Source organism: Novipirellula sp. (assembly GCF_041583735.1).
Lineage (GTDB): Bacteria > Planctomycetota > Planctomycetia > Pirellulales > Pirellulaceae > Novipirellula.
The window spans coordinates 1-20,853 of sequence record NZ_JBFHFD010000066.1; the positions used below are offsets into that span (position 1 = coordinate 1).

At 55.1% G+C, this 20,853-nt stretch carries 14 protein-coding genes; 6 read left to right on the forward strand and 8 right to left on the reverse strand.

Annotation, left to right across the window (positions count from 1 at the left end):
* Window positions 1-441: 441 nt before the first annotated feature.
* Together ABX962_RS07715 and ABX962_RS07720 are read left to right on the forward strand one after the other, a co-directional pair.
* Window positions 442-642: a hypothetical protein gene (locus ABX962_RS07715; RefSeq protein WP_372718157.1), complete on the forward strand. Its 201-nt coding sequence runs from the start codon at window positions 442-444 to the stop codon at window positions 640-642.
* Between the two features lie 88 nt (window positions 643-730).
* Complete coding sequence (locus tag ABX962_RS07720) at window positions 731-1,993, forward strand: DUF1559 domain-containing protein (RefSeq protein ID WP_372718159.1); 1,263 nt, start codon at window positions 731-733, stop codon at window positions 1,991-1,993.
* 148 nt (window positions 1,994-2,141) lie between these two features.
* Here ABX962_RS07720 and ABX962_RS07725 read toward each other — a convergent pair whose 3' ends face one another.
* The 5 genes from ABX962_RS07725 to ABX962_RS07745 form a co-directional block, all read right to left on the reverse strand.
* Window positions 2,142-3,524, reverse strand: a complete 1,383-nt coding sequence (locus ABX962_RS07725; RefSeq protein ID WP_372718161.1) for a DUF1501 domain-containing protein — start codon at window positions 3,522-3,524, stop codon at window positions 2,142-2,144.
* An 89-nt stretch (window positions 3,525-3,613) separates the two neighbouring features.
* Window positions 3,614-6,319, reverse strand: a complete 2,706-nt coding sequence (locus ABX962_RS07730; RefSeq protein WP_372718163.1) for a PSD1 and planctomycete cytochrome C domain-containing protein — start codon at window positions 6,317-6,319, stop codon at window positions 3,614-3,616.
* Between the two features lie 70 nt (window positions 6,320-6,389).
* Window positions 6,390-7,073 carry a transposase gene (locus ABX962_RS07735; RefSeq protein ID WP_372718165.1) on the reverse strand — a complete coding sequence of 228 codons (684 nt, stop codon included), beginning with the start codon at window positions 7,071-7,073 and terminating at the stop codon, window positions 6,390-6,392.
* Window positions 7,074-7,156: 83 nt separating this feature from the next.
* On the reverse strand, window positions 7,157-9,322 hold the full coding sequence (locus ABX962_RS07740; RefSeq protein ID WP_372718167.1) for an arylsulfatase: 2,166 nt from the start codon (window positions 9,320-9,322) through the stop codon (window positions 7,157-7,159).
* Window positions 9,323-9,406: 84 nt separating this feature from the next.
* Window positions 9,407-10,807, reverse strand: coding sequence for a sulfatase-like hydrolase/transferase (locus tag ABX962_RS07745; RefSeq protein ID WP_372718169.1), 1,401 nt, complete (start codon window positions 10,805-10,807; stop codon window positions 9,407-9,409).
* Window positions 10,808-11,188: 381 nt separating this feature from the next.
* Between ABX962_RS07745 and ABX962_RS07750 the strand changes: the two genes are divergently transcribed.
* Both ABX962_RS07750 and ABX962_RS07755 read left to right on the forward strand, forming a co-directional pair.
* Entirely contained in the window at window positions 11,189-12,403 is a 1,215-nt protein-coding gene (locus tag ABX962_RS07750; RefSeq protein ID WP_372718171.1) for an efflux RND transporter periplasmic adaptor subunit, read from the forward strand.
* Entirely contained in the window at window positions 12,400-15,576 is a 3,177-nt protein-coding gene (locus ABX962_RS07755) for an efflux RND transporter permease subunit (protein ID WP_372718173.1), read from the forward strand. Before ABX962_RS07750 ends, ABX962_RS07755 begins: the two co-directional genes overlap by 4 nt.
* A 66-nt stretch (window positions 15,577-15,642) precedes the next feature.
* Here ABX962_RS07755 and ABX962_RS07760 read toward each other — a convergent pair whose 3' ends face one another.
* Window positions 15,643-15,936 (reverse strand): putative quinol monooxygenase, encoded by a 294-nt coding sequence (locus ABX962_RS07760; RefSeq protein ID WP_372718175.1) that lies wholly within the window; start codon window positions 15,934-15,936, stop codon window positions 15,643-15,645.
* Window positions 15,937-16,319: 383 nt separating this feature from the next.
* Between ABX962_RS07760 and ABX962_RS07765 the strand changes: the two genes are divergently transcribed.
* Window positions 16,320-17,003, forward strand: coding sequence for an alpha/beta fold hydrolase (locus ABX962_RS07765; RefSeq protein ID WP_372718177.1), 684 nt, complete (start codon window positions 16,320-16,322; stop codon window positions 17,001-17,003).
* A 250-nt stretch (window positions 17,004-17,253) separates the two neighbouring features.
* Here the strand turns inward: ABX962_RS07765 and ABX962_RS07770 are convergent, their stop codons facing one another.
* Window positions 17,254-18,219 (reverse strand): DUF808 domain-containing protein, encoded by a 966-nt coding sequence (locus ABX962_RS07770; RefSeq protein ID WP_372718179.1) that lies wholly within the window; start codon window positions 18,217-18,219, stop codon window positions 17,254-17,256.
* A 176-nt stretch (window positions 18,220-18,395) separates the two neighbouring features.
* Here ABX962_RS07770 and ABX962_RS07775 point away from each other — a divergent pair, with 176 nt between their 5' ends.
* Entirely contained in the window at window positions 18,396-19,886 is a 1,491-nt protein-coding gene (locus ABX962_RS07775) for a N,N-dimethylformamidase beta subunit family domain-containing protein (RefSeq protein WP_372718181.1), read from the forward strand.
* Between the two features lie 121 nt (window positions 19,887-20,007).
* Here the strand turns inward: ABX962_RS07775 and ABX962_RS07780 are convergent.
* Window positions 20,008-20,853: helix-turn-helix domain-containing protein (locus ABX962_RS07780; RefSeq protein WP_372718183.1), on the reverse strand; the 846-nt coding region annotated here is incomplete at its 5' end.

Consider the following 20,853-nt stretch of genomic DNA (forward strand, 5'->3'; position numbering starts at 1 on the left):
GATGCGTCTATAGAGCTGGGGGGGCTCCGCCAATGGTTCTGGGGCCCGTATCGAGATACGTTTCTGAAAGAGTATAAAGCTGCAGAGGCCAACACTTTGAGGCACTTGTTCTTATAGCGATTACGCCAAATTAGCGTTATCGAAAATGGTTGGAATACTTGAGTGGGAGGGCGGCGCCCCCGGCGATTGTTGAGATCACGCTAGCGAAAGTGCGTTTCAGCGCTGCGTCACCGGACTAGCTGTATAGAGTTACGAATTGCTCTATAGTCTTTTCAATCAGCTTGAGTGTGGCGACAAAAAAGGGACGGTTGACTTGCGTCCATCCCCCTCTTAGCATGGCTGCAAGGGCGATGTATGCAGCCTTAGGCTGGCTGCATCCTTACGTCCGTTTTGCTCGATGCATTTGTTTTGGTTTTATTCTTTACCCGTAGGCTACTTCGCATGAGTCGTCCGCTATTTCGTTTGCAACTTAAAAGCTCGCTCCTTTGTTTGGTCATCGTGTTTCTGTTTTTGTCGCATAGTGGATGCGGTGGAGATGCAGCGACATCACCGAGTTCGGATGAGTTGTCGGAGTATGTTTCCGAAAACCCGCACGACTTCGATAGCGGTGCCACGCTGGACAACGGCAACACCACTGAATAGTCGATATGCCGTGCGGTCGTTTTAAGAGTCTTTTTATCCGCAGGCATATGCCTCGGTTCTTTTTTGCCTTTAATCAGAGGTTTGATGGATGCTACGTTCAAAGCAAACACGAGGTTTTACCCTCGTCGAACTATTAGTTGTCATTGCAATTATCGGTGTATTGGTAGGACTGCTTCTGCCTGCGGTTCAAGCGGCACGGGAAGCAGCTCGGCGGATGAGTTGCAGCAACAATTTCAAGCAGATTGGGCTTGCACTGCACAACTACCATGCCGCGTACAACCAGTTGCCGGCACACTCCAGAGGAACGACCAATACGGCTAATTCTGGCTCGCCAAATCCAGCGCTTCGTCGGGATGGAGGTGGAGGGCACAATCGCAACGAACTAAGTTGGTTGCCAGGATTGACGCCATTCTTCGAGCAACAAGCACTTTGGGAACAGATTAGTAATCCGATGGATTCCGATGGCAATGGCGTTGTCGATTTCCAAGCCATGGGCCCCGATCCACGAATGAACATTTCCGACCATGGTGCGGCCGGAAATCGATACTCGCCTTGGTTGACGAATATCCCTTCGCTTCGTTGTCCTAGTGATCCAGGCGAGGGACTACCCGCTCAAGGTCGCACCAACTATGCAGCGTGTTTGGGCGACTCGACACATCACATGCATGTCGGGAATCAGGATGACCGAGCGGTTTCGCCAAGCACCGGGTGGTATACCGCCGAGCGTGCGGCGTGTCGCGGCGTCTTTGTCGCCAGCCGGTCGACGAAATTCAGTGAGATTTTGGACGGTTTGGCAAACACGATTGCCGCGGGTGAAATTTGTACCGATTTAGGTGATCGCGACGCGCGAACTTGGCCCGCAGATGCACCCGGTAGCATCATGGCCAGCTCTGGCGATCCGACCGGACCGAACAATGCGTTGGAGTGTCGTCCAATGCTCGATCCACAACGTCCGCAGTTTTGGGTCAACGGAGCTCCGTTCGTTTCTTCGCCTGCCATCACCGGACCTGATTCGGAAATGGCGCGTGGTTACAAATGGGCGTATGGACGACCATTGTTCAGTGCGATGAACACCATCCTTGCTCCGAATTCGGAGATATGCATGCAGGATAACCGACATAACGAGGGAGTGCTTCCGCCAAGCAGCCGCCATCAAGGTGGTGTCCACGTGCTGATGGCCGATGGCGCGGTGAAATTCATTACTGATTCCATCGAAGCCGGTAACTCAAAGGCTCCTCCTGTTCGCCACGACGGCTGGGTCATCAACCCCGCTGGATCGCAAAGTCCTTATGGGCTTTGGGGAGCACTTGGGACTCGGGCCAATAAAGAACTGCTCGACGGCGAGTTTTAATACTCGATGTCATAGAGGCTTTCTCACGCGTTCTGAGATGTCCTTGGAAAAACTAAGCGAGTAGATTGAGTCTGATTGGCTCGCTACTTGCGGCAGGGGGATGTCCGCGATGTTTGGATGCTCGGGCGAATCGGATTCGGCGAAGAGATTAGGCCAACAGTTCTTGGATGACCGATCCGCCGAATTGCGACAGCTGTTTGTGGCGACCGGCGTGGTAGTAGGTCAGTTGGTTATCATCCAAACCCAGCAGATGTAACAGTGTGACATGGACGTCGCGGATGTGATGGACACACTCGACCGCCTCGCCGCCAATTTCATCGGTGGCACCGACCGTGTGACCGGCACGAGTGCCGCCGCCGGCGAACCACATCGTCATCGCTTTGGCATTGTGGTCGCGGCCATATGATTGGCCGCCGCCGCGAAGCCCGTTGTCGGGGGTGCGTCCGAATTCGCCACACCAAACGACCAGCGTGTCCTTGAGCATTTCACGTTGTTTTAAATCGCGAAGCAGTGCCGCGATCGGTTTATCGACGCTGCGAATCAGCGATCCATGAGCCTTTTCGATATAGTCGTGGCTATCCCAATTGCCCGCGTAGGCCTGCACGAAACGAACTCCCTTTTCGACCAAGCGGCGGGCAAGTAAACATTTACGTCCAAAATCATCGGTTTTGGCATCACCGATCCCATAGGCTGCTAGCGTTTGTGCGGATTCTCCGTCGAGATCAATCACGCCGGGAACCTCGGTCTGCATCGAGTAGGCCAATTCGTAGCTGTCCATTCGGGCCGCCAAATCACTTCGTCCCGGCCGGGCAGCCAAATGCTGTTGATTCAGTTTGGCCAGTAAGTCGAGATTTTCGCGTTGCCGATCCCGAGTGATCCCGTCGACAGGAGAGAGATCCAAAATAGGGCTGCCTGAGGATCGAAGTGGAGTGCCTTGAAATTTGGCTGGCAGGAATCCGTTGGACCAATTTCCCGCGCCCCCTTGCGGATAACTCGTTCGCGGCAAGACGACGAAACCTGGTAAGTTCTCGTTGGGAGATCCCAATCCATAAGTGACCCAGGAACCGACGGCGGGGTCGCCGCCAAATTGATTTCCGGTGTTCAGTTGGTAGCAAGCCGTGGGATGGTTGACCGATTCGACTTGTGCGCCCCGATAGAAACAAATCTCGTCCACCATTTCCCGTAAGTGCACCCAAGGGGTGGAGATGTCGGCTCCGCACTGGCCTGCTTTGACAAAGTCGAAGGGACTTTTGACAAAGTAGCGTTTGCCGGAGGACATTGCGCTTTCCATCTCACCATTGCGGGTGAACGCTTTCAAGTGCTGTTTCGCTAACTCGGGTTTTGGATCAAAGGTGTCCAGATGTGACGGACCGCCCTCCATCATCAAAAAAATACATCGTTTAGCTTTCGCTGCATGGTGTGGCAACGATTCATTTCCATGAACCATCGACGCGAAAGCGATCGATCCTAGCCCTGTACCAAGTCCGAATAACGCGTCGCGGCGATTTGGTTTGACGATGGTATGATTCATGATTCACTGCCGAGCGAGGCGTAGTACAGGCTGCTAGCCTGTTTTGTATTCTTTCCGGCAGGCTGGCAGCCTGCACTACGAGGGGCAACTCAATCCAAATACGAAAACTCGTTCGTATTAAGGATGACCAACAAGACATGGGCCAAGCCACGAGTGTTAGCGTCGACGTCGGCCGGTCCAAGGTCCGGCACGTAGGTTTTGTAAGCGGGGAGGATCTCTTCAAAGCGATAGGGCTCGCCCGTTTTTTCTGCCATCACCGTGCGTGTAATGCGATCGGCAAAGACGGGACGATCGTAGCTCGTGCTGGATTCTTCATCGCGGGCTGATTGCCAATGGGCTAAACAGAGAGCGAGTTCGCGGTCGTTCGGTTCACGGGCCAAGGCCAATTCGAAGGCACGTCGCAGCGTGGCTTCGTCGTTTTCCAGTTCCTCGGTGATCAATCGATTAGCGAAGGCGATTGCCCGGTCAAAAACCTCCTGCGAATTGAGCAACGTTAACGCTTGCGGTGCCACGGTAGACGTTTCTCGTAGTTCACACGACTTGTCTGGCCCCGGTTGATTGAACGTTTCCATGAATGGGTCTCGCAGACCACGAATGCGCTCGGCATACAGGGTACGGCGGTTTCGCTGCTGCGGCATCGGATCGGGTTCATAAACCGATGCGGCGCCTCCCATGATCTGTCGCGGTTGAAACGCGACCTCGAGATTGATGTCAGGACGACAGGGGATTCCGCCGACGGTTCGTTCGAGTTCACCGCTGACCGAAAGCATCGCGTCACGCAGTTCCTCCGCCGTCAACCGTCGTGGTTGAAAGGTTGCATAAAGCTGATTCAGGGGATCCTTTTCTTGCAGTTGATCGGGATCCGGGTGCCGGCTGTCGCGGCGGTAGGCGGCAGAGGTGACGATCAGGTGATTCAATTTCTTGATCGAACCTCCGTGGTCCATGAACCATTCTGCCAAATGGTCCAGCAATTCAGGATGGGAGGGGAATCCACCGGTTCCGCCAAAGTTGTTCGGATTTGCCGCGATCCCTTTGCCGAAGTGCCACGACCACACGCGATTGACGATGACTCGGGCCGTAAGCGGGTTTGTCGGATCGACAATCCAATCGGCCAAGGCTCGTCGGCGATCGCCTTTGCCGCTGGGGAATTCGACCACATTCATTTGCCCGAGCGACTCGGCTGCACTGAGGGCACCCGGGGTGACGACGTCGCCGGTCGCGTACACGTCTCCGCCGCTGTGGATGACATCCTGTTCAATTTCGCCTTTCTTCCAGCGATCGTCGGGCAGGTCGATTCGGCCGCTAATGTTCTTTCGTGAAATGGTTGCTCCGGTGTAAACGGACAACGCCATTGGTTCGCTGCGATCACGCTCGATGCCATGTCGCGAGATGTTTTTGGAGATCCGAGCCAGCGAGGCTTCGTCACCAGGATCCAGCCCGTTGTCGCCAACCTTGGCGTTGCCAGATTCCTGTCGTTTTCGCCGCTGGATCTTTGCCGAAAGCTGTTTCCTCTGTGTCTCGTACGCGGCAATTTTGGCATCAACCCATTGCGAATCCGCCGCGAACCCTTGTTGGTTCTCTTGGTCCAGAAATGCCGCCTCTCGCTCAGCAAACTGAGTGGTCGAGAAGACTGCCATCATGCGGTAGTAGTCACGCGTCGGCACCGGATCGAATTTGTGATCATGACATTTGCAGCACGACATCGAATGCGCGAGGAAGGTTTGCCCCACTGTGTCAGTCACATCGTCCAGCCATTGTCCGCGAGTTTCCTTGAACACACTCATGCCGGTTTGTTCCCAAGGCCCCATGCGTAGGAAGCCGATCGCGATCAAGTTTTCGGCGTTGGTTTCATCGATCTCGTCGCCGGCAATCTGCTGACGCACGAATTGGTTGTACGGTTTGTCCTCATTGAACGAGCGAACGACATAGTCACGGTACCGCCATGCGTTAGGGCGGCTGTAATCGTTCGCGAATCCGGCGGTATCGGCATAGCGGACGACGTCAAGCCAATGCATCGCAAAGTGTTCACCGTAGTGCGGCGATGCCATCCACTGTGCCGCGTAGCTGGCGACCGCGGCATCCGCGTCCGCTTGATAGTCCGCTACGAACCGCTTGACCTCGGCAGGAGTGGGGGGCAATCCGGTCAGCCCAAAGCGGAGTCGGCGAACCAGTATTGCGGCATCCGCAGGCGGTGCCGGTGTGACATCGTGTTCGGCCAGTTTTTTGTCGATAAACCAGTCGACCGGATGGTGACTGTCCGGTACGTCCTGATTTTTGATTGGACGGTACGCCCACAATTGTTCCGGTGCATAACGTCGGTTTTGCCACGCATCGGAGAGGGCACGCGAAACTAGGACTTGTTCGCCTTCGGCATACGCTTGTTGAATCTGTTTAACCCGATCGTCACTTGGCCACGGAGCGCCGGCGTCAATCCAATCACGAATGAACCACTGCTGTTGCTCGGACAGTTGATCCGCCTGTTTCGGCGGCATCTCATAGTCTTCGATTTGCCGCGTCGTGCTGAGGTACAGGATGCTGTGTTGCCCATCGCCAGTTAGCACGACGTCGGTGTCAAACGAATCGCCGCCTGCTAGCACGCCGTCGCGCGATCGCAGATCCAAACCACCTTCGATTCGGTCCGGATCTTGGCCATGGCAAGCAAGACATTTTTCCTCTAGCAGCGGTTTGATGCGAAGGGCAAACAGCTTTTCGCCCTCGCTAACACTGTCCATCTCCTCGGCCAACCCTACGGTGGCTGTGAAAAGGAAAAACGCGAGGAGGAAAATGGTTTTCATAAGTAGTACAGGCTGCCAGCCTGTAAGTGTTAGAAATAGCGTATCTCATGCAGGCTGGTAGCCTGCACTACTACGTTGTGGGTAACCAAGCGGTGGTGTCGCCATCGATTAGGAATCGATCATGGCACGAGCACCACGGCCAATCTTCATGTCGTGACACCAATCCCGCGGTCACGGGATTGGCTCGGATGTAGTTCGTGATTCGCTCAAGTTCATCGTCATTGCGTGCCCAGTGGTCGTAGGACTCGGGTTGCCAGAACGTCCCTGTCCGTTTCAATACCCGGTTTGCCTTGTTTGCAGTATAGCTCTTCAAGCTGTGCATGATTTTTGAAAGCGGACTTCCGGCGTCAGCACGCTCACCAACGACCATCTCCGCGTCTGCATCAAGTGGAGGTGAAACTTCCACTGGGCTTGGCGTTAACAGGACGTGCACGTGATTGGGCATCACGCAGTAGGCATGTAAGTGGTACTTGTTTCCATCATGGTGATAAAGGTTTTCGCGTAACATTGACGCAATGCGTGGGTTTCGAAGCCAATCAAGGTATTTTTCATACGCGACAAACAGTAGTCGGTTGACGTGGCCACGATATTCGCCAGGCGGACGATTGGGTGGTTTGGCGAGTAATTGATCTCTGCGTTTGTTCAGATTGTGAACGACAGCGACGGGCAGACTTCCTGCAAGCCGATAGGTAACGAAGTGGGCAGCGCCGGAGACATACCAGTGTGGCAACGATCGCTTGTGGATCAGTTCCATGGCCGGGGCTCCCGTCGTAGTACAGGCTGCCAGCCTGTTCATATGCTAAAAAATGTGGTTCTCATGCAGGCTGGCAGCCTGCACTACTCGGTATTATACCGGATGCTGCGGGGGGCGAGCTCTCGCAATTGGATTCGGCGAAGTCGCCAACTGCCGGGCGTTTCGACGCCGAGAAAAGGTTCACTCGACAGTGTCAGCGTCTGTCCTTTGCGAACCACGCCGATATCACTGAGCACCCCTGACTGGTCTTGCGAATCGATGTCAGCATCAACGCAGTAAATGTTAAGCGGGGCGTTGTCACCGATTTTGTAAAATCCACCACAGGGCTGGCCGCCCGCGAACAAGGACACCGATTCGATCAAGACGTCTCGATCAAAACGGATCGTCATCGTTTCACCACTGTCGACGGCAGCGGATGCGCCCCCGACCATTCCGATCCCGTCATCGGACACATCGAATCCCCGTTTGACTGCCGCTGAGTCGCCGTATTGGCCAATAATCTCGGCACCGATCTCGCCCACGTTTAGATTGAAGGCGGCTGATTGAGTGTTCTTGATATGATCTCGGATTGCCTCGTCAAATTGAAAGTCAATGGCGAAGGTTTTTGAAAGGGCAATGTCGCTGTAACGGTGCCCGCCACAATTTCGATGCAGGCGTGCGACGTCGCAAAGATGGGCGACGAGTGGCTGCAGGGTCGGTTCTTGGATCAGGTTGTGCGTTTCCATGGGATCGGTGGCCAAGTCGTAGAGCTCAAACGGGTTGGTTTGTCCGGCACGCAGCAGAGCTGGATCAAAGAAGATCTTCCACTGTCCACGCTTCTCTTGCCCTGCCACGATTGGGTTGTCGAGCCGCATCGCACTGGCCGCTGGATCCGGCTTTGCCTGCTTGTGATCGTGATAGAACATCGGACGAGGTTCGAGTGTTTTCCCTCGCCACGCTGCCAAGACGCTCCGGCTATCCTCAGCCCCCTTTTGTCCGCGGCGTAAATCAGGGAGGTCGCTTCCCAAAATTTCAGCAAACGTGGCAAACATGTCGTGCAGTCCGACCAGTGACGTGTTGGTTTGCCCGGTTGTTTGCGGATCCCCGTCCCCCACACCGCCGTCTTTCCAAGCGACCAATAGCGGCACACGGTGACCGCCCTCGTAACAGGATCCTTTGTTACTTCGGAAGGGCCCTGTCGCGGTTTTCGATTTGCTTTCGGCACCGTTGTCACTCGTGAAGATGACGACGGTGTTATCCATCAGCGGGTGTCCCGGCCGCCTTGGGTCTTCGTTCTGCTGGAGGAAATCGATCATTCGCCCTAGCGCCACGTCGTTTTCGTGGATAAAGTCGCCTCGTACATTCATCGGTTTTCCACTGACGCTTCGCGACGCACCCGCAACAGCAACGCCACCGATTTCATCATCGGGTGTATAAGGCGAATGGTTTGAATTCGAAGGGTAGTAAACAAAGAAGGGTTGCGAGGCGGCTTCCCCATCACGAACATGTTCGCTCAGAAACCGGATCGCGTGGTCCGAATGACGGCCGCCGAGTTCGTCCAACACGTAAGCGTGTGGACCATCGGTATGGAGCTGTTTACCACGTCCGGTGGCGCTGACGACCGTACGTCCATCGATGTGTCCCGGACCGTGTGATTGATGTTCATCATTAGGACGCTGCTTCGTTCCCAATGCTGTACCGCTGGTGCCATGCGATCGCGAGGTGAAGTGACAGACATCGAAACCGTGATCCAGCGGCGTGTCCGCCATCGGTTGGGTGAGGTCGGCATCATCCCAACCTGCGGCTGGCCGTCCGTCGCTTTGCCGATAACGCAGCCCGACATGCCACTTGCCGAACAACCCGGTTCGGTAGCCGTGCGATTTCATCAGCGTGCCAAGCGTCGGTCGATCCGCTTCGATCATCGGATCCCCTTGAACGCCAAACAAGACGAAATGTTTCAAGCGGTTCCGCCACGGGTATCGTCCCGTCAACAATCCATAGCGTGTGGGCGAACAGCGTGACGAGGGGGCGTGTGCGTCCGTAAATCGCACTCCCATGTTGGCGAGTCGCTGCATGTTCGGGGTCGCAATCTGGTCGGCATCCGAATTGCCCGTGAAGTCCTGGTAAGCACTGGTGTCACCGAGTCCCATGTCATCCGCCATCATCAAGATGATGTTAGGCCGATCGGATGCACTGCTGATACTGGCAAAAATCAACCATGCGATGGACGCGGTCAATGACATCATCAACAAGCTGCGACGGATTTTCATAAAAGCTCTCATTGGAACGCAGGGGAGAAGCGATGCGTTGTGGGCTGCGATTATTTGGACAAGTTTCAGTGCTGGCCGCTTGAACTACCGTTCGCCTCGCGAAGCGGCATCCACGGCAGCTTGTCTCCTTTGCTCTTCCTTCTCGACATTGGGGCCGTGAGGGTCGAGCCATCGCGGAGGCATCAGTTCCTGTTGCCATTGCTCGTATTTTGCAGTCAATGCTTTTACCAAGCCGGGATTGGTCGCCGACAGGTCTTCGCGTTCCCAAGGGTCTCGGGCGATATCAAATAACAGATGTTTACTCTTGTAAACACTATAGACCAATTTATGGTCACCATCCCGCACTGCATACCCAAAGCGATCATCGCCCACCGCATACCGCCAAAACAGAGTTTGATGAGGCTCCGCTTGGTCGTCGTGCTGGAGGTAGGGTAGCAGGTTAACGCCATCGAGTTGCAATGACTTAGGCGTCTCGACCTCGGCGGCAGCCAACGCGGTCGGGAAAATGTCCAGCGCCATGATGGGATGGTCGTAGCGTTGGTCGCCCTGGATTTTGGCAGGCCAAGAGACACAAAACGGAACGCGGATTCCGCCTTCGAACAACATCCCTTTATGTCCACGGTATGGAAAATTGACCGCGTGATCGGTTCGCCCACCGTTGTCGCTATAGAAAAAAATCAACGAGTTATCGCGAAGCCCGAGTTCCTTCAGCTTGGCGGTCACGCGGCCGATTCCTTCGTCCATCGCCGCCACCATCGCGCCGTAGATCGCTCGTCCGCCATATTCGATGTGTTCCGTTTTCTTCAGGTGTTCGCGGGTCACTTGATCGGGTGCGTGCGGAGCGTTGTAGGCCAAATACATAAAAAACGGGTTGGATTGATTTCGCTCGACAAACGAAACGGCTTCACTGGAAAAATCGTCCGTCAAATAGCTCAGTTCCGATTTTGGTACGACCTCGCCATTTCGCAGGACTCCGTGTTCGGATGACCTGTTGCCGGTGTCACCCCAGTAACTCATACTGCCGCCGGAGAATCCGAACCACTCGTCGAAGCCACGTTCGGTGGGCCAGAATTTTGGATCGTCACCGAGGTGCCATTTTCCGATACAGCTCGTTTGATAACCGTTGTCTTGTAACACGTCCGAAAGCAACGTTTCGCTCAGCGGTAAACCATCGCTGCTGCCGTCTTTACCTGAATTGGGATTACATTCGTGCCCAAATCGCTGTTGATATCGTCCCGTCAATAAGCCCGCACGACTGGGGCTACAGTACGGATGCGAGGCGTAGCCCGATTCGAATATGATCCCGTTTTTCGCCAATTCATCCAAGTGCGGCGTCGGAATCTCTTTGCACCCATTGAAACCAACGTCGCTGAAACCAAGATCATCGGCCACGATCACGATGATGTTAGGGCGATCATCGGCCATCAGGTTTCCGTACAGACCAACCATCGCGACCAGCGCCGCGGCAATACTTCTTATCATCATTTTTCTTGGTGGGTGGGGCGGGGGCTTTGTGGATAGCTACCGCTGTCATCCTTTGTGGGAATCGCGGGGCGGCTGCTCTTATTGGCTAGTGTTGTTGCTTAGCCATTTGTCAACGATGGCCACGTCGTATCGATGATCGTACCGCGAGAACGATCGATCTGCACAAAAAAGCTGGAAAATCCAAGGCGGGGTAAAACGTCATGACCGGTTGATTGGGGCGTTTCAATGTGATTTGTGAAGTGCAGGGGCAAAAAAGGACGATGGTCTTGGCAAAAAAACACCTCATCGATGCTGAAGGTTTTGACTTGCCCGTGTCCATCGGTCATACTGCCACTCCCGCCTGACTTTCCCTGCCCCGCCACCTCTCGGCGACGTATCAACATGAAGTTCTTGATCCACGCCCTGATCCGTGTTTGCATCCCTGTCGGCATCCTGATCGCCGGTGGATATGGCTTTGCGGTTTTGTCCGTCGACACGGACCAAGAGCCCAGCGAGCCTGCCGAAAAACAGGTGCTTCGCAGCCACGTCTGTTCGCTCGATACACGTGACTTTGCGGTGAAAATCGAGACCCATGGCGTTGTCGGACCACACAATCACGTCATGCTTAGCGCCGAAGTCACCGGGACAATTCAATCGACACAATCGGTATTTGAAGCGGGAGCGTTTTTCAGTGCAGGCGACTTGCTGCTCGAGATGGACGACCGCGACTATCAAACGGCGCTGGATATTGCTCGCGAACAACACAAACTCGCCAAAGCGACGCTAAAGTTAGCCCAAGCGGCGAACGATCGGATGCAGCAACTCGTGCGTCAAGACAGTGCATCGACGTCCGAAGCCGATGCCATTTTCGCGTCGCTGGTTCAGGCCCAATCGCAAGTGGAGGTGACCGCGTCGGCAATCGAGCAAGCTGAACGCGATCTGCAGCGAACGAAAATCTATGCACCTTTTGACGGTCGCGTCGTGTCGAAAGAGATCGGAGTGGGGGAATTGGTTAGCCCTGGCACGGTTCTGGGGGAGGTGTTCGCGGTGGATTACGCCGAGGTACGATTACCGATCGCAGGTCGCGAACTACGCCATTTAAAGTTACCTGAAATGGAAGGCGACGCTCCGGTCAATGTCGAATTGCGAAATGCAATTGACACCTCATCGGACAGCGTATGGCGTGCAAAGATCGTTCGTACCGAAGGCACGTTGGATGCCGATTCATTGGAGCTATTTGCAATTGCGAAAATCGAGGATCCATTTTCGCTACACAGTGAGCATCCCGTGTTGCGAATTGGACAACCGGTCGTGGCGACCATTTTCGGCGAGACGCTAAAAGACGTGATCGCGATTCCTCGTGGTGCCGTCCGGCGATTGGATAAGGTTTATCTGATTGATCAACAGAAATTGACTCTGCGGTCATTGACCATCGATCCACTTTGGTCCGATGCCGAACATGTCATTGTTCCGGGGCAAACGATTCGCAACGGCGAACTGCTCGCCACCACGATGTTGGTCTATGCACCCGAAGGAAGTCCGGTCGAGATTATCCCCGAGGACGATGGACCGGTTTCGCTGGCAGGTTCACCGCCTGAGATGGAAGCGACACCGTGATCCGTTGGTTTACCAATAACGGCATCGCCGCCAATTTCTTGATGCTCGCGATCATCGTCGCGGGCAGTTACGTTGCGGTGAACCATGTACCGCTTGAGGTCACGCCCGCGCTGAGCTGGGACACCGTGATCATCGACATGGAGTACCGTGGCGCGACCGCAAAAGACGTCGAGCGAGCGATCTTGATTCCTGTCGAGGCGGCTCTGGAAGGCGTCGACGGCATCGAGGCGCTAAATGCCGACGGCCATCGCGGTCGTGCAAAGTTTTTTCTGCGTGCCAGCCGTGGCACCGATCTGAGAAACCTGATGGACGACGTCAAGGCGCGGATCGACACGATTACCACGTTTCCAGCCGAGACGGAACCTCCACGCGTCTATATACCCGAGTCAGCCAACCGCTACGACATTCTGCAGATCGCAGTGATGGGCAATTTGTCGGATCATGACATGCGTCGTGTCGCTCGGCGAGTTCAGCAGGACTTGGTCGAAATGCCGGGGATCAGTCACGTCGATATTCGTGGGGCCAAGGAATCCGAAGTTTCCATCGAAGCCGACGTCGAGAAGCTGCTGGCATACAATCTAAGTTTCCAAGATTTGGCAGACGCAATTCGCGGGTTTTCATTGGATCTTCCTGCCGGTGCGATCGATAGCGACAGCGGCACGTTTATCGTTCGCACACGCGGGCAAGCCTATTCGGAAGACGAATTCAATGACATTCCGATTCGATCGTCCTCAGGAGCGGAAGTGCGTCTCGGCGAAGTTGCCACCGTTTCGGATGGATTCGTCGAAGGGGACCAAAAAACGTTCTTCAATGACAAACCCGCTGTCTTTGTTCCGGTCATGCGAGTCGGAGATGAGAGTGCGATCGGAATCTCCAACGCGGTGCGTGAGTACGTGCGGACCGCGGCAACGCGATTTCCCGAAGGCATTGAGTTGGAAATCTGGGACGACGAGTCGCTGCAGATCCGACACCGGTTGAGCACGTTGGCGTGGTCGTTACTGCAGGGCGGCTTCTTTGTGTTGTTGATCTTAGGTCTGTTCATTCGACCGGCGTTGGCGTTTTGGATTGTGATCGGCATCCCCGTCTCGTTTGCCGGTGCGGCGATGTTGATGCCGTGGTTTGATTTGACCGCCAATGTGATGAGTTTGTTCGGGTTCATCATCGTTACGGGAATCGTTGTCGACGACGCGATCGTGACGGGCGAAAATGTGTATTCAAAAATCATGGAGGGGATCGATCCGCTTGAAGCGGCCGTCGAAGGAACTCGCGAAGTCGCAACGCCGGTGACCTTTGGTGCGTTGACGACCGTGGTTGCGTTCCTGCCGCTGATGTTCTTTGACGGCACGTGGGGCGATTACGCACGGCAAGTGCCACCCGTGGTAGCGCCGGTGCTGTTGTTCTCGCTGGTCGAATCAAAGCTAATTCTTCCGGCTCACCTCAAGCATTTGCGTCGGAAAACGGGACGAGGCTGGTTCGCAAGGTTTCAAGCCGCAGTCGCGAAGGGGTTGGAACGCTTGATCAGCGCCCTTTATCGACCGTCACTGCAAACCGCGGTGCGAAATCGCTGGGCCGTAATTGCCGGCTTCGTGTCACTTGGATTGTTGATGGCGGGATACTGTGCCGGCGGGCGAATGGGGTTCGTCGCATTTCCAAGTGTGGACAACACAAAAATCAGTGCGATGTTGGATCTTCCGGACGACACGCCGCTGGAAGTGACCGAGCGCTATATCGATCGGATTTCCAATGCACTTGATCAATTGGCGACCGAGTATGTGGATCCTGGGACCGGGCAATCGCTCGTACAAAACGTGGTCCGAATGAGCGGGGGGCGGCGACCCGGGTCGAATTTCGACAAATCACGCGGCTACATGGCGTTTGAAGTATTGCCCCCGGAACAGCGAACCGTGCCGGGACCCAAGAACAATGAATTGGCGACGCGTTGGAGCGAATTGGTGGGTGAAATCCCCGAGGCTCGGCGGTTTGAAACGCGGTCCGAGGCGGCGCTCGTTCGCGACGACCAATATGATGACGAAGATTTGAACATCGAATTGCGAGGACCCTCGTCGCCTGAGAAACGAGCGGTCGCGCGGCAAATTAAAGCGATGTTGGAGGGCTATGGCGAGCTGAAGGGCCAATTTGCCAACGTCACCGAAGGGCAGGACGAGTTGGAGCTCAGTTTAAAGCCGCGTGCGGCGGAATTGGGGCTGACGCAATCCGCGTTGGCCAGCCAAATTCGCCAAGCTTTCTTCGGCGAAGAAGCACAACGTCTGCAACGCGGGATCGATGACATCCGTGTGATGGTGCGGTTGCCGATCGAGGCGCGTCGGTCATTGCGCACACTGGACCGCATGAAGATCCGCACGCCTCGTGGCGCCGAGGTGCCACTGGAAACGGTCGCGACAATCAATCTGGCCAAAGCACCTTCGTTTGTCGAACGCAACGATCGCGCCGAGATTATTCGCTTGGGAGCGCAACCGGTGGATGAAACAGTGGACGTCGTGGGAATCTCGAAGGAATTGAAGCCGAAACTTGATGCGTTGTGTATCAAAAACGGGTTGTCGTACCAATTCCTCGGCTATGTCGCCGAGGCCGAGAAAACGAAACAGCAAACGATCATCGGTTCAACGCTTCTTTTTTTGACACTGTATGGTCTGCTTGCGATCGCACTGAAGTCGCTCGTTCAACCAATCTATGTGTTATTAGCCGTTCCATTTGCAATCATCGGAGCACTCGCCGGGCACATCGTATTGGACCTGACTCCATCCTACCTGTCGATTTTCGGGATGCTGGCGTTGGCTGGCATCGCGGTCAACGACACGTTGGTGATGGTTGATTTCATCAACCGGCGTCGCAGCGAAGGAGTGTCGTTGTTGGACGCGGCGCTCGAAGCAGGCGGAAAACGATTTCGGCCGATCTTCCTGACGTCGATCACGACGTTTGTTGGCTTGTTGCCGCTGATGTTGGACGAATCGATTCAGGCCCAATTTTTGATTCCCATGGCCGTATCACTCGCTTTCGGAGTGTTGTTCGCAACGGCGATTACCCTATACATGGTGCCGTGCGCTGTGCTGGCGGGGGCCGACGTGGCCCGATGTGCAAAGGCGATCGCAAGCTGGTACTGGTCGCCAATTTCACGGCAAACCAGTGGATCAGAATCGCTGAATGCAAACTGAAAAACACTCGATTTCAGACAGCGTAGGCCTTACCGGGAGCGTCTCCGCTGACGAGCCGCTCGTCCGCTACGACCCGACCTTGGTCATCTCGTAAATGCTCAGTTCTTCAATGGCGTCTTCGGTCGCCGCGGCAAGTTCTTTCACATGGTTGCTGTTAGAATGCATCTGCCAAAGTTCTCGCGATTCCCAGTTCTCGTAGAACAAAAAGTGCGCCGGGTTCTCGTTGTTTTGATGCAAGTCGTACTGAACGCAGCCCGGTTCGGCGTGAGTAGGAGCGATCAGCTTTAGAAGCTCGGATTTGACCAAGTCGACTTTGTCTGCTTTGGCTTTGATGTCAGCGACGATTGTTAAATGAGCCATGTCTTGATTCTTTTTGGTGCGATGATTCGTTAAACGGTGGTGTTGGTTGAGCAGTGATGGTGGTGAGCAGTGATGGTGGTGAGCACCCACCCCAGGGCTAAAGTTTGTGGACGTCGCAAAACGCCAACAATGACTCGGAGAGCCGAGCCCTATCGTATCGCTTTCAGTGCAAATCATCGAGTACCGTCTCGTCGATCGCCTGCTTGCTACCTTGCTCGCCGGCCGTCTGCGTTTCAGCGAATGTTGACGAAACAGCTACATCGCCTCGAAGCGAACGGTTTGGCAAATCGGATCGTTTCCGCCGAACTGCCGGCGAGTCGAATATGATCTAAGGGCGTGAACTGGTTCGGCGGTATCGCGGCTCGATTGCAAGGAAGAATTTTTTGCCCATTCGACTTATCCTTTTTTCCGGCCTTGCTGCGGATCACGACGTGTTTGCTCCGCAATCGTTAGCGTTCGAACAGTTGATCGTCCCGGTCTGGCCTGAGCCTGAGCCCGGCGACACGCTCGACAGCTACAGCAAGCGGTTGGCAGACGATTTGCGTTCGACGGAACCCACCGTGATCGGCGGAGCATCCTTTGGCGGGATTGTGGCGTTGCACGTCGCCAAGTATCTCGATCCTTTGGCCGTGATTTTGATCGGCAGTGTTCGCAGCCCATCGGAGCTGCCGCGTTATGCACGAGTGGCTCGTTATTTGAAGCCGTGCGTAACACGGATGCCCGTTGGCTTGTTACAAAAACTTACCTCGCCCCTTGATTCGCGAGTCATCGCCAGACGAGTTCCGCACCTCAGCGGGCTGGCTCGACAGTTCCAGCATTGCAGTCCCGCGGTGTTCAAATGGTCGTTGGCGAGGATCTTGGATTGGGACTCGGAACCGCTGTTGGAGTGCCCTGTGTTCCAGATTCGTGGTGACCATGACCGCGTGTTGCCGATCGGCAACATCAATCCGACGCAAGTGGTTGAGGGCGGTGGTCATGTCATCTCGCTGACTCATCCTTGCCAAGTGAACGCATTCATCCGTTCGGTGCAGGTTCAGATCAGCAAGGAACAGCGAGATCATGGATGACGTTTTTCTCGTTCCGCTTGCAACTTCTCGTGCACGGTTTGGGAAGCCGGGCGACAATCCTAATCGGACGGGCGCTGAAGCGATGCTTCCAATTTGTTTGGATGTCACAGCGTGGTGGCGCAATTTGGTCTCGAATTTAACAAAGATTAGACGTTGGCATCAAATTCGTTGTGTGATTGGCGTGGAGTGAGATGTTGGAGCAGTTTGGCGAACTGTTGGGATTCACTGCGGTTACAGAACGATTACTACGCTAACCTGGGATGCCGTGATGGGACGATTCCTTTGGACCACGAAGTCGCTTAACCCCGTTGACGATCAGTAGGACAATACTGCCTCCGATGATTCCCAAGATAGCGTCGAGCAGCATCTTGACGACACTGGCCAAAACCGCGCCTACACCCGCCATTTCGGTTAGCGGGTGAACCAGCGATTCAACCAGATGGTGAAGCGGAGGGATGCCATGCGTCAGAATGCCACCGCCGACCAAAAACATCGCTACGGTCCCGGCAATCGACAGGAATTTCATCAAATAGGGGGCGGTTGTGATCAGGGCGTACCCCAGTTTGTGACGCAATCCTGGCTCTGACTGATTCGCATTGGACCGCATCAACCGCATACCGAGATCGTCAATTTTGACGATCCCTGCAACCAATCCGTACACTCCGACGGTCATTAGCAACGAGATTGCGACCAAGACCATTAGTCGAGTCGCAAACGGCGACGTCGCAACCGTTCCCAAGGTGATCACGACGATCTCGGCCGATAGAATAAAATCGGTGCGGATCGCACCGCGGATCTTGTCTTTCTCAATCGCGACCATGTCGATATTGGGGTCGGCCAACGCGGCGCCTAATTTCTGTTCGTGCTGCGTATCTTCCTCGTGAGGCCAGAACTTATGAGCGAGTTTCTCGCAGCCTTCAAAACAGAGATACAAACCGCCGATGATCAACAGCGGCGTGATCGACCAAGACGCCAGGGCGCTTAAGCCGAGCGCGATGGGGACCAGAATCGCCTTGTTCAGCATCGATCCTTTGGCGACGGCCCACACAACGGGCAGTTCGCGACGAGCGTCGACACCGGTGACCTGCTGGGCATTCAACGCCAGATCGTCACCGAGCACCCCCGCGGTTTTCTTTGCGGCCACTTTGGTCAGGATTGCGATGTCGTCGAGGATGGTGGCAATGTCGTCTAACAACATCAACAAACCACTGGCCATAGAATTAACCCTAAATGCAAATGAATGGTCGGGAAGCGTCACGGCGTCGGTTTCGTTTTGGGGAGATCGCCGACACGCTAATCGTTATACACAAACCAAGGACCGAGCGAGAGTGGAGATGGGCTACAATGGTCGCGTCCCTGTCGCTGTGAATTTCTTGTTAGGAGCGTGTGCTGATGAATCGTTCGCCTGACCGTCGTCAATTGCTGAGTGCGGCCGCTGCCACGGGAACATCATTGATGTTGCCCCAACTTGGCTCCGCCGCCGTTGTTCGTTCAGCCCAGGTAAAGACCGAGAACGCAAAACCGGGCACGCGGCAGTGGATGCTCAGCAAGACACGGATCGATCCCGCGACGAAGTACCGTTGTCCATGGATCGAAGGCTATGTATCGCACGCTAGTATTCAGGCTGGCGAAACGTTGCAGGTGATGGTCAGCACCAATCCGGTCAGCGAGTTTACGATCCAGTTCTATCGTTTGGGATATTACCGAGGCGATGGCGGTCGCTTGGTTTATGGCAGCGGAACATTGCAGGGAAGCGTCCAGAAGATGCCGTCCGTCGGGCCCCGGCGATTACAGAATTGTCAGTGGCCGGCCAGTTTTGAGTTGCGTATTCCTAAGGATTGGGTCAGCGGCGTCTACGTCGGCAAGTTGACAGAATTGACCGAAGGATTGCAAAGCTACGTCATTTTTGTCGTACGCGATACACGTCATGCCGAGCTGATGTTTCAGTGCAGCGATCACACGTGGCAGGCCTACAACCGCTGGCCGTCTCAGTTTTCGCTTTATGACGACGGCGAAACACCGTGGCATTGGGGAGGCGAGTCGAAGGTCAGCTTCAATCGTCCCTACGGAAAGTATTGCCAGATTTTAGACGCGCCGCTCTCCATTGGCTCGGGTGAGTTCTTTTTGTGGGAGTTTCCGTTCGTCTATTGGCTCGAGCGCGAAGGTTACGATGTGACCTATGTGTCAAATACCGATTTGCACCGCGATGCCGGACAGCCGCTCCGCTGCGACGGGTTTCTTAGCATTGGACATGACGAGTATTGGACGATGGAAATGTTTCGCAATTTGCAAGCTGCGATTGCATCAGGGGTAAGTGCCGGGTTCTTTTCGGGCAACGCCGTTTGTGGACGTATTCAGTGGGATGACGCCACGCGATCGCTGCACCGCGTCGGCGTATTTGGACCACCCGGTGGAACACGCGAGTTCAGTTCAATGTCGACCTTGAAGCACGAGCGTCCTTACGCCAACGAATTGATCGGAGCGCACAGCACCGGTCCGGTCACGGGCGGAGCCGATTGGATTTGCAGTCAACCGGATCATTGGTTGTACGCGGGAACGCAGATGCAACGGGGCGATGCGATCCCTGGCGTGATTGGATGGGAGTGGCACGGCGACCCAGCGGATATCGCGGGTTTAGAAATCGTCGCTCGCGGACCCACTGAATCGGCTCCGGGAGTACCCAACGGAGGCGAGTATACCGCCACCGTTTACCCGGGCCCCAAGAACAATATTGTGTTTAACGCAGCGACTTGTTGGTGGGCAGACGGGTTGTCAGAGCCGCCGGGTTATGTCCGTCCGAGCGTGTACACGTCACCGCAAGGCCCCGATTCGCGATTGCAGCAAATCACTCACAACGTCCTCCGACGCATGATCCGAAGCTAAGCCGCGGTCACCGTTTGCGGACCCGCATGTCGCCAACCACGGAATTGTACCATTCCCAGATCGCCGCTGTATCAGCCTGCAAGCCGTGCTGACGATGGCGTTCACAAACGGGAACCTCGGCTTACGAGGCGATTCGGAATCGGGCGCGGTAATCACGTGGGGTCATTTGCCGCAATTGACGGAAACGACGATTGAAATTGGAAAGGTTCGCAAAACCCGCTTGGAAACTGATTGATAGGATGGAGTCGTCGGTGTCGGTTAGCAGCCGACATGCCAGACCGATCCGCAGCTCGCTGATGTACTCGGACAAGGTGCGGCCGGTCGACTGCTTGAAAAATCGACTGAACGCTGACGCGTTCATATCCGCGAGTTCGGCAAGTTCGGCATGTCCGAGTTCAGGATCGGTCAAATGGTTTGAAATGTGGTCGCAGATTTTTTGGATTCGCGTTTCCACATCTTGGCTCGCGGTCACCGAATAAAATTCGCTGGCCAATTGGACGCTCCGATCGCATTTAGACAACTCGTCAAGGATCGAAAAAAGTTCGATCAGACGCGTTGCCCCTTCTTGGTCGACCAAGGCGGACAGACGCGCCCCGATGCGAACGGCCACATGTTCGGGGAACCACAATCCGCGACTCGCGGCCTGCAATAATTTGTTGATCGATGCCATCTCGGAAACGCCAAAGAACTGGCTGCCAAGAAATTCGGGATGAAATTGCAAGACGATGGCGGGATGGCGATCATACCGTTTGCCGCGGTATTCGTCGGATGCCCAGGTGTGTGGAAGTTGCGAGCCGAGCAAAACCAAATCATGATCTCGATAGCTTCCGATGTGATCCCCTACCACGCGAGAACCGGCACCCCGGTAAATGTAAGTCAACTCGATTTCAGGGTGTCGATGCCATTTCACAGGCGAAAGTAGCGTGGATCGATCGAAGCAGCGAAACGACTCGCCCACCGGAGGAAC

Excerpts from the sequence above, each read along its gene's own strand:
- ABX962_RS07715 (WP_372718157.1), top strand. The coding sequence starts at position 442 with ATGAGTCGTCCGCTATTTCGTTTGCAACTTAAAAGCTCGCTCCTTTGT.
- ABX962_RS07720 (WP_372718159.1), top strand. The coding sequence starts at position 731 with ATGCTACGTTCAAAGCAAACACGAGGTTTTACCCTCGTCGAACTATTA.
- ABX962_RS07725 (WP_372718161.1), bottom strand. The coding sequence starts at position 3,524 with ATGAATCATACCATCGTCAAACCAAATCGCCGCGACGCGTTATTCGGA.
- ABX962_RS07730 (WP_372718163.1), bottom strand. The coding sequence starts at position 6,319 with ATGAAAACCATTTTCCTCCTCGCGTTTTTCCTTTTCACAGCCACCGTA.
- ABX962_RS07735 (WP_372718165.1), bottom strand. The coding sequence starts at position 7,073 with ATGGAACTGATCCACAAGCGATCGTTGCCACACTGGTATGTCTCCGGC.
- ABX962_RS07740 (WP_372718167.1), bottom strand. The coding sequence starts at position 9,322 with ATGAAAATCCGTCGCAGCTTGTTGATGATGTCATTGACCGCGTCCATC.
- ABX962_RS07745 (WP_372718169.1), bottom strand. The coding sequence starts at position 10,807 with ATGATGATAAGAAGTATTGCCGCGGCGCTGGTCGCGATGGTTGGTCTG.
- ABX962_RS07750 (WP_372718171.1), top strand. The coding sequence starts at position 11,189 with ATGAAGTTCTTGATCCACGCCCTGATCCGTGTTTGCATCCCTGTCGGC.
- ABX962_RS07760 (WP_372718175.1), bottom strand. The coding sequence starts at position 15,936 with ATGGCTCATTTAACAATCGTCGCTGACATCAAAGCCAAAGCAGACAAA.
- ABX962_RS07770 (WP_372718179.1), bottom strand. The coding sequence starts at position 18,219 with ATGGCCAGTGGTTTGTTGATGTTGTTAGACGACATTGCCACCATCCTC.
- ABX962_RS07775 (WP_372718181.1), top strand. The coding sequence starts at position 18,396 with ATGAATCGTTCGCCTGACCGTCGTCAATTGCTGAGTGCGGCCGCTGCC.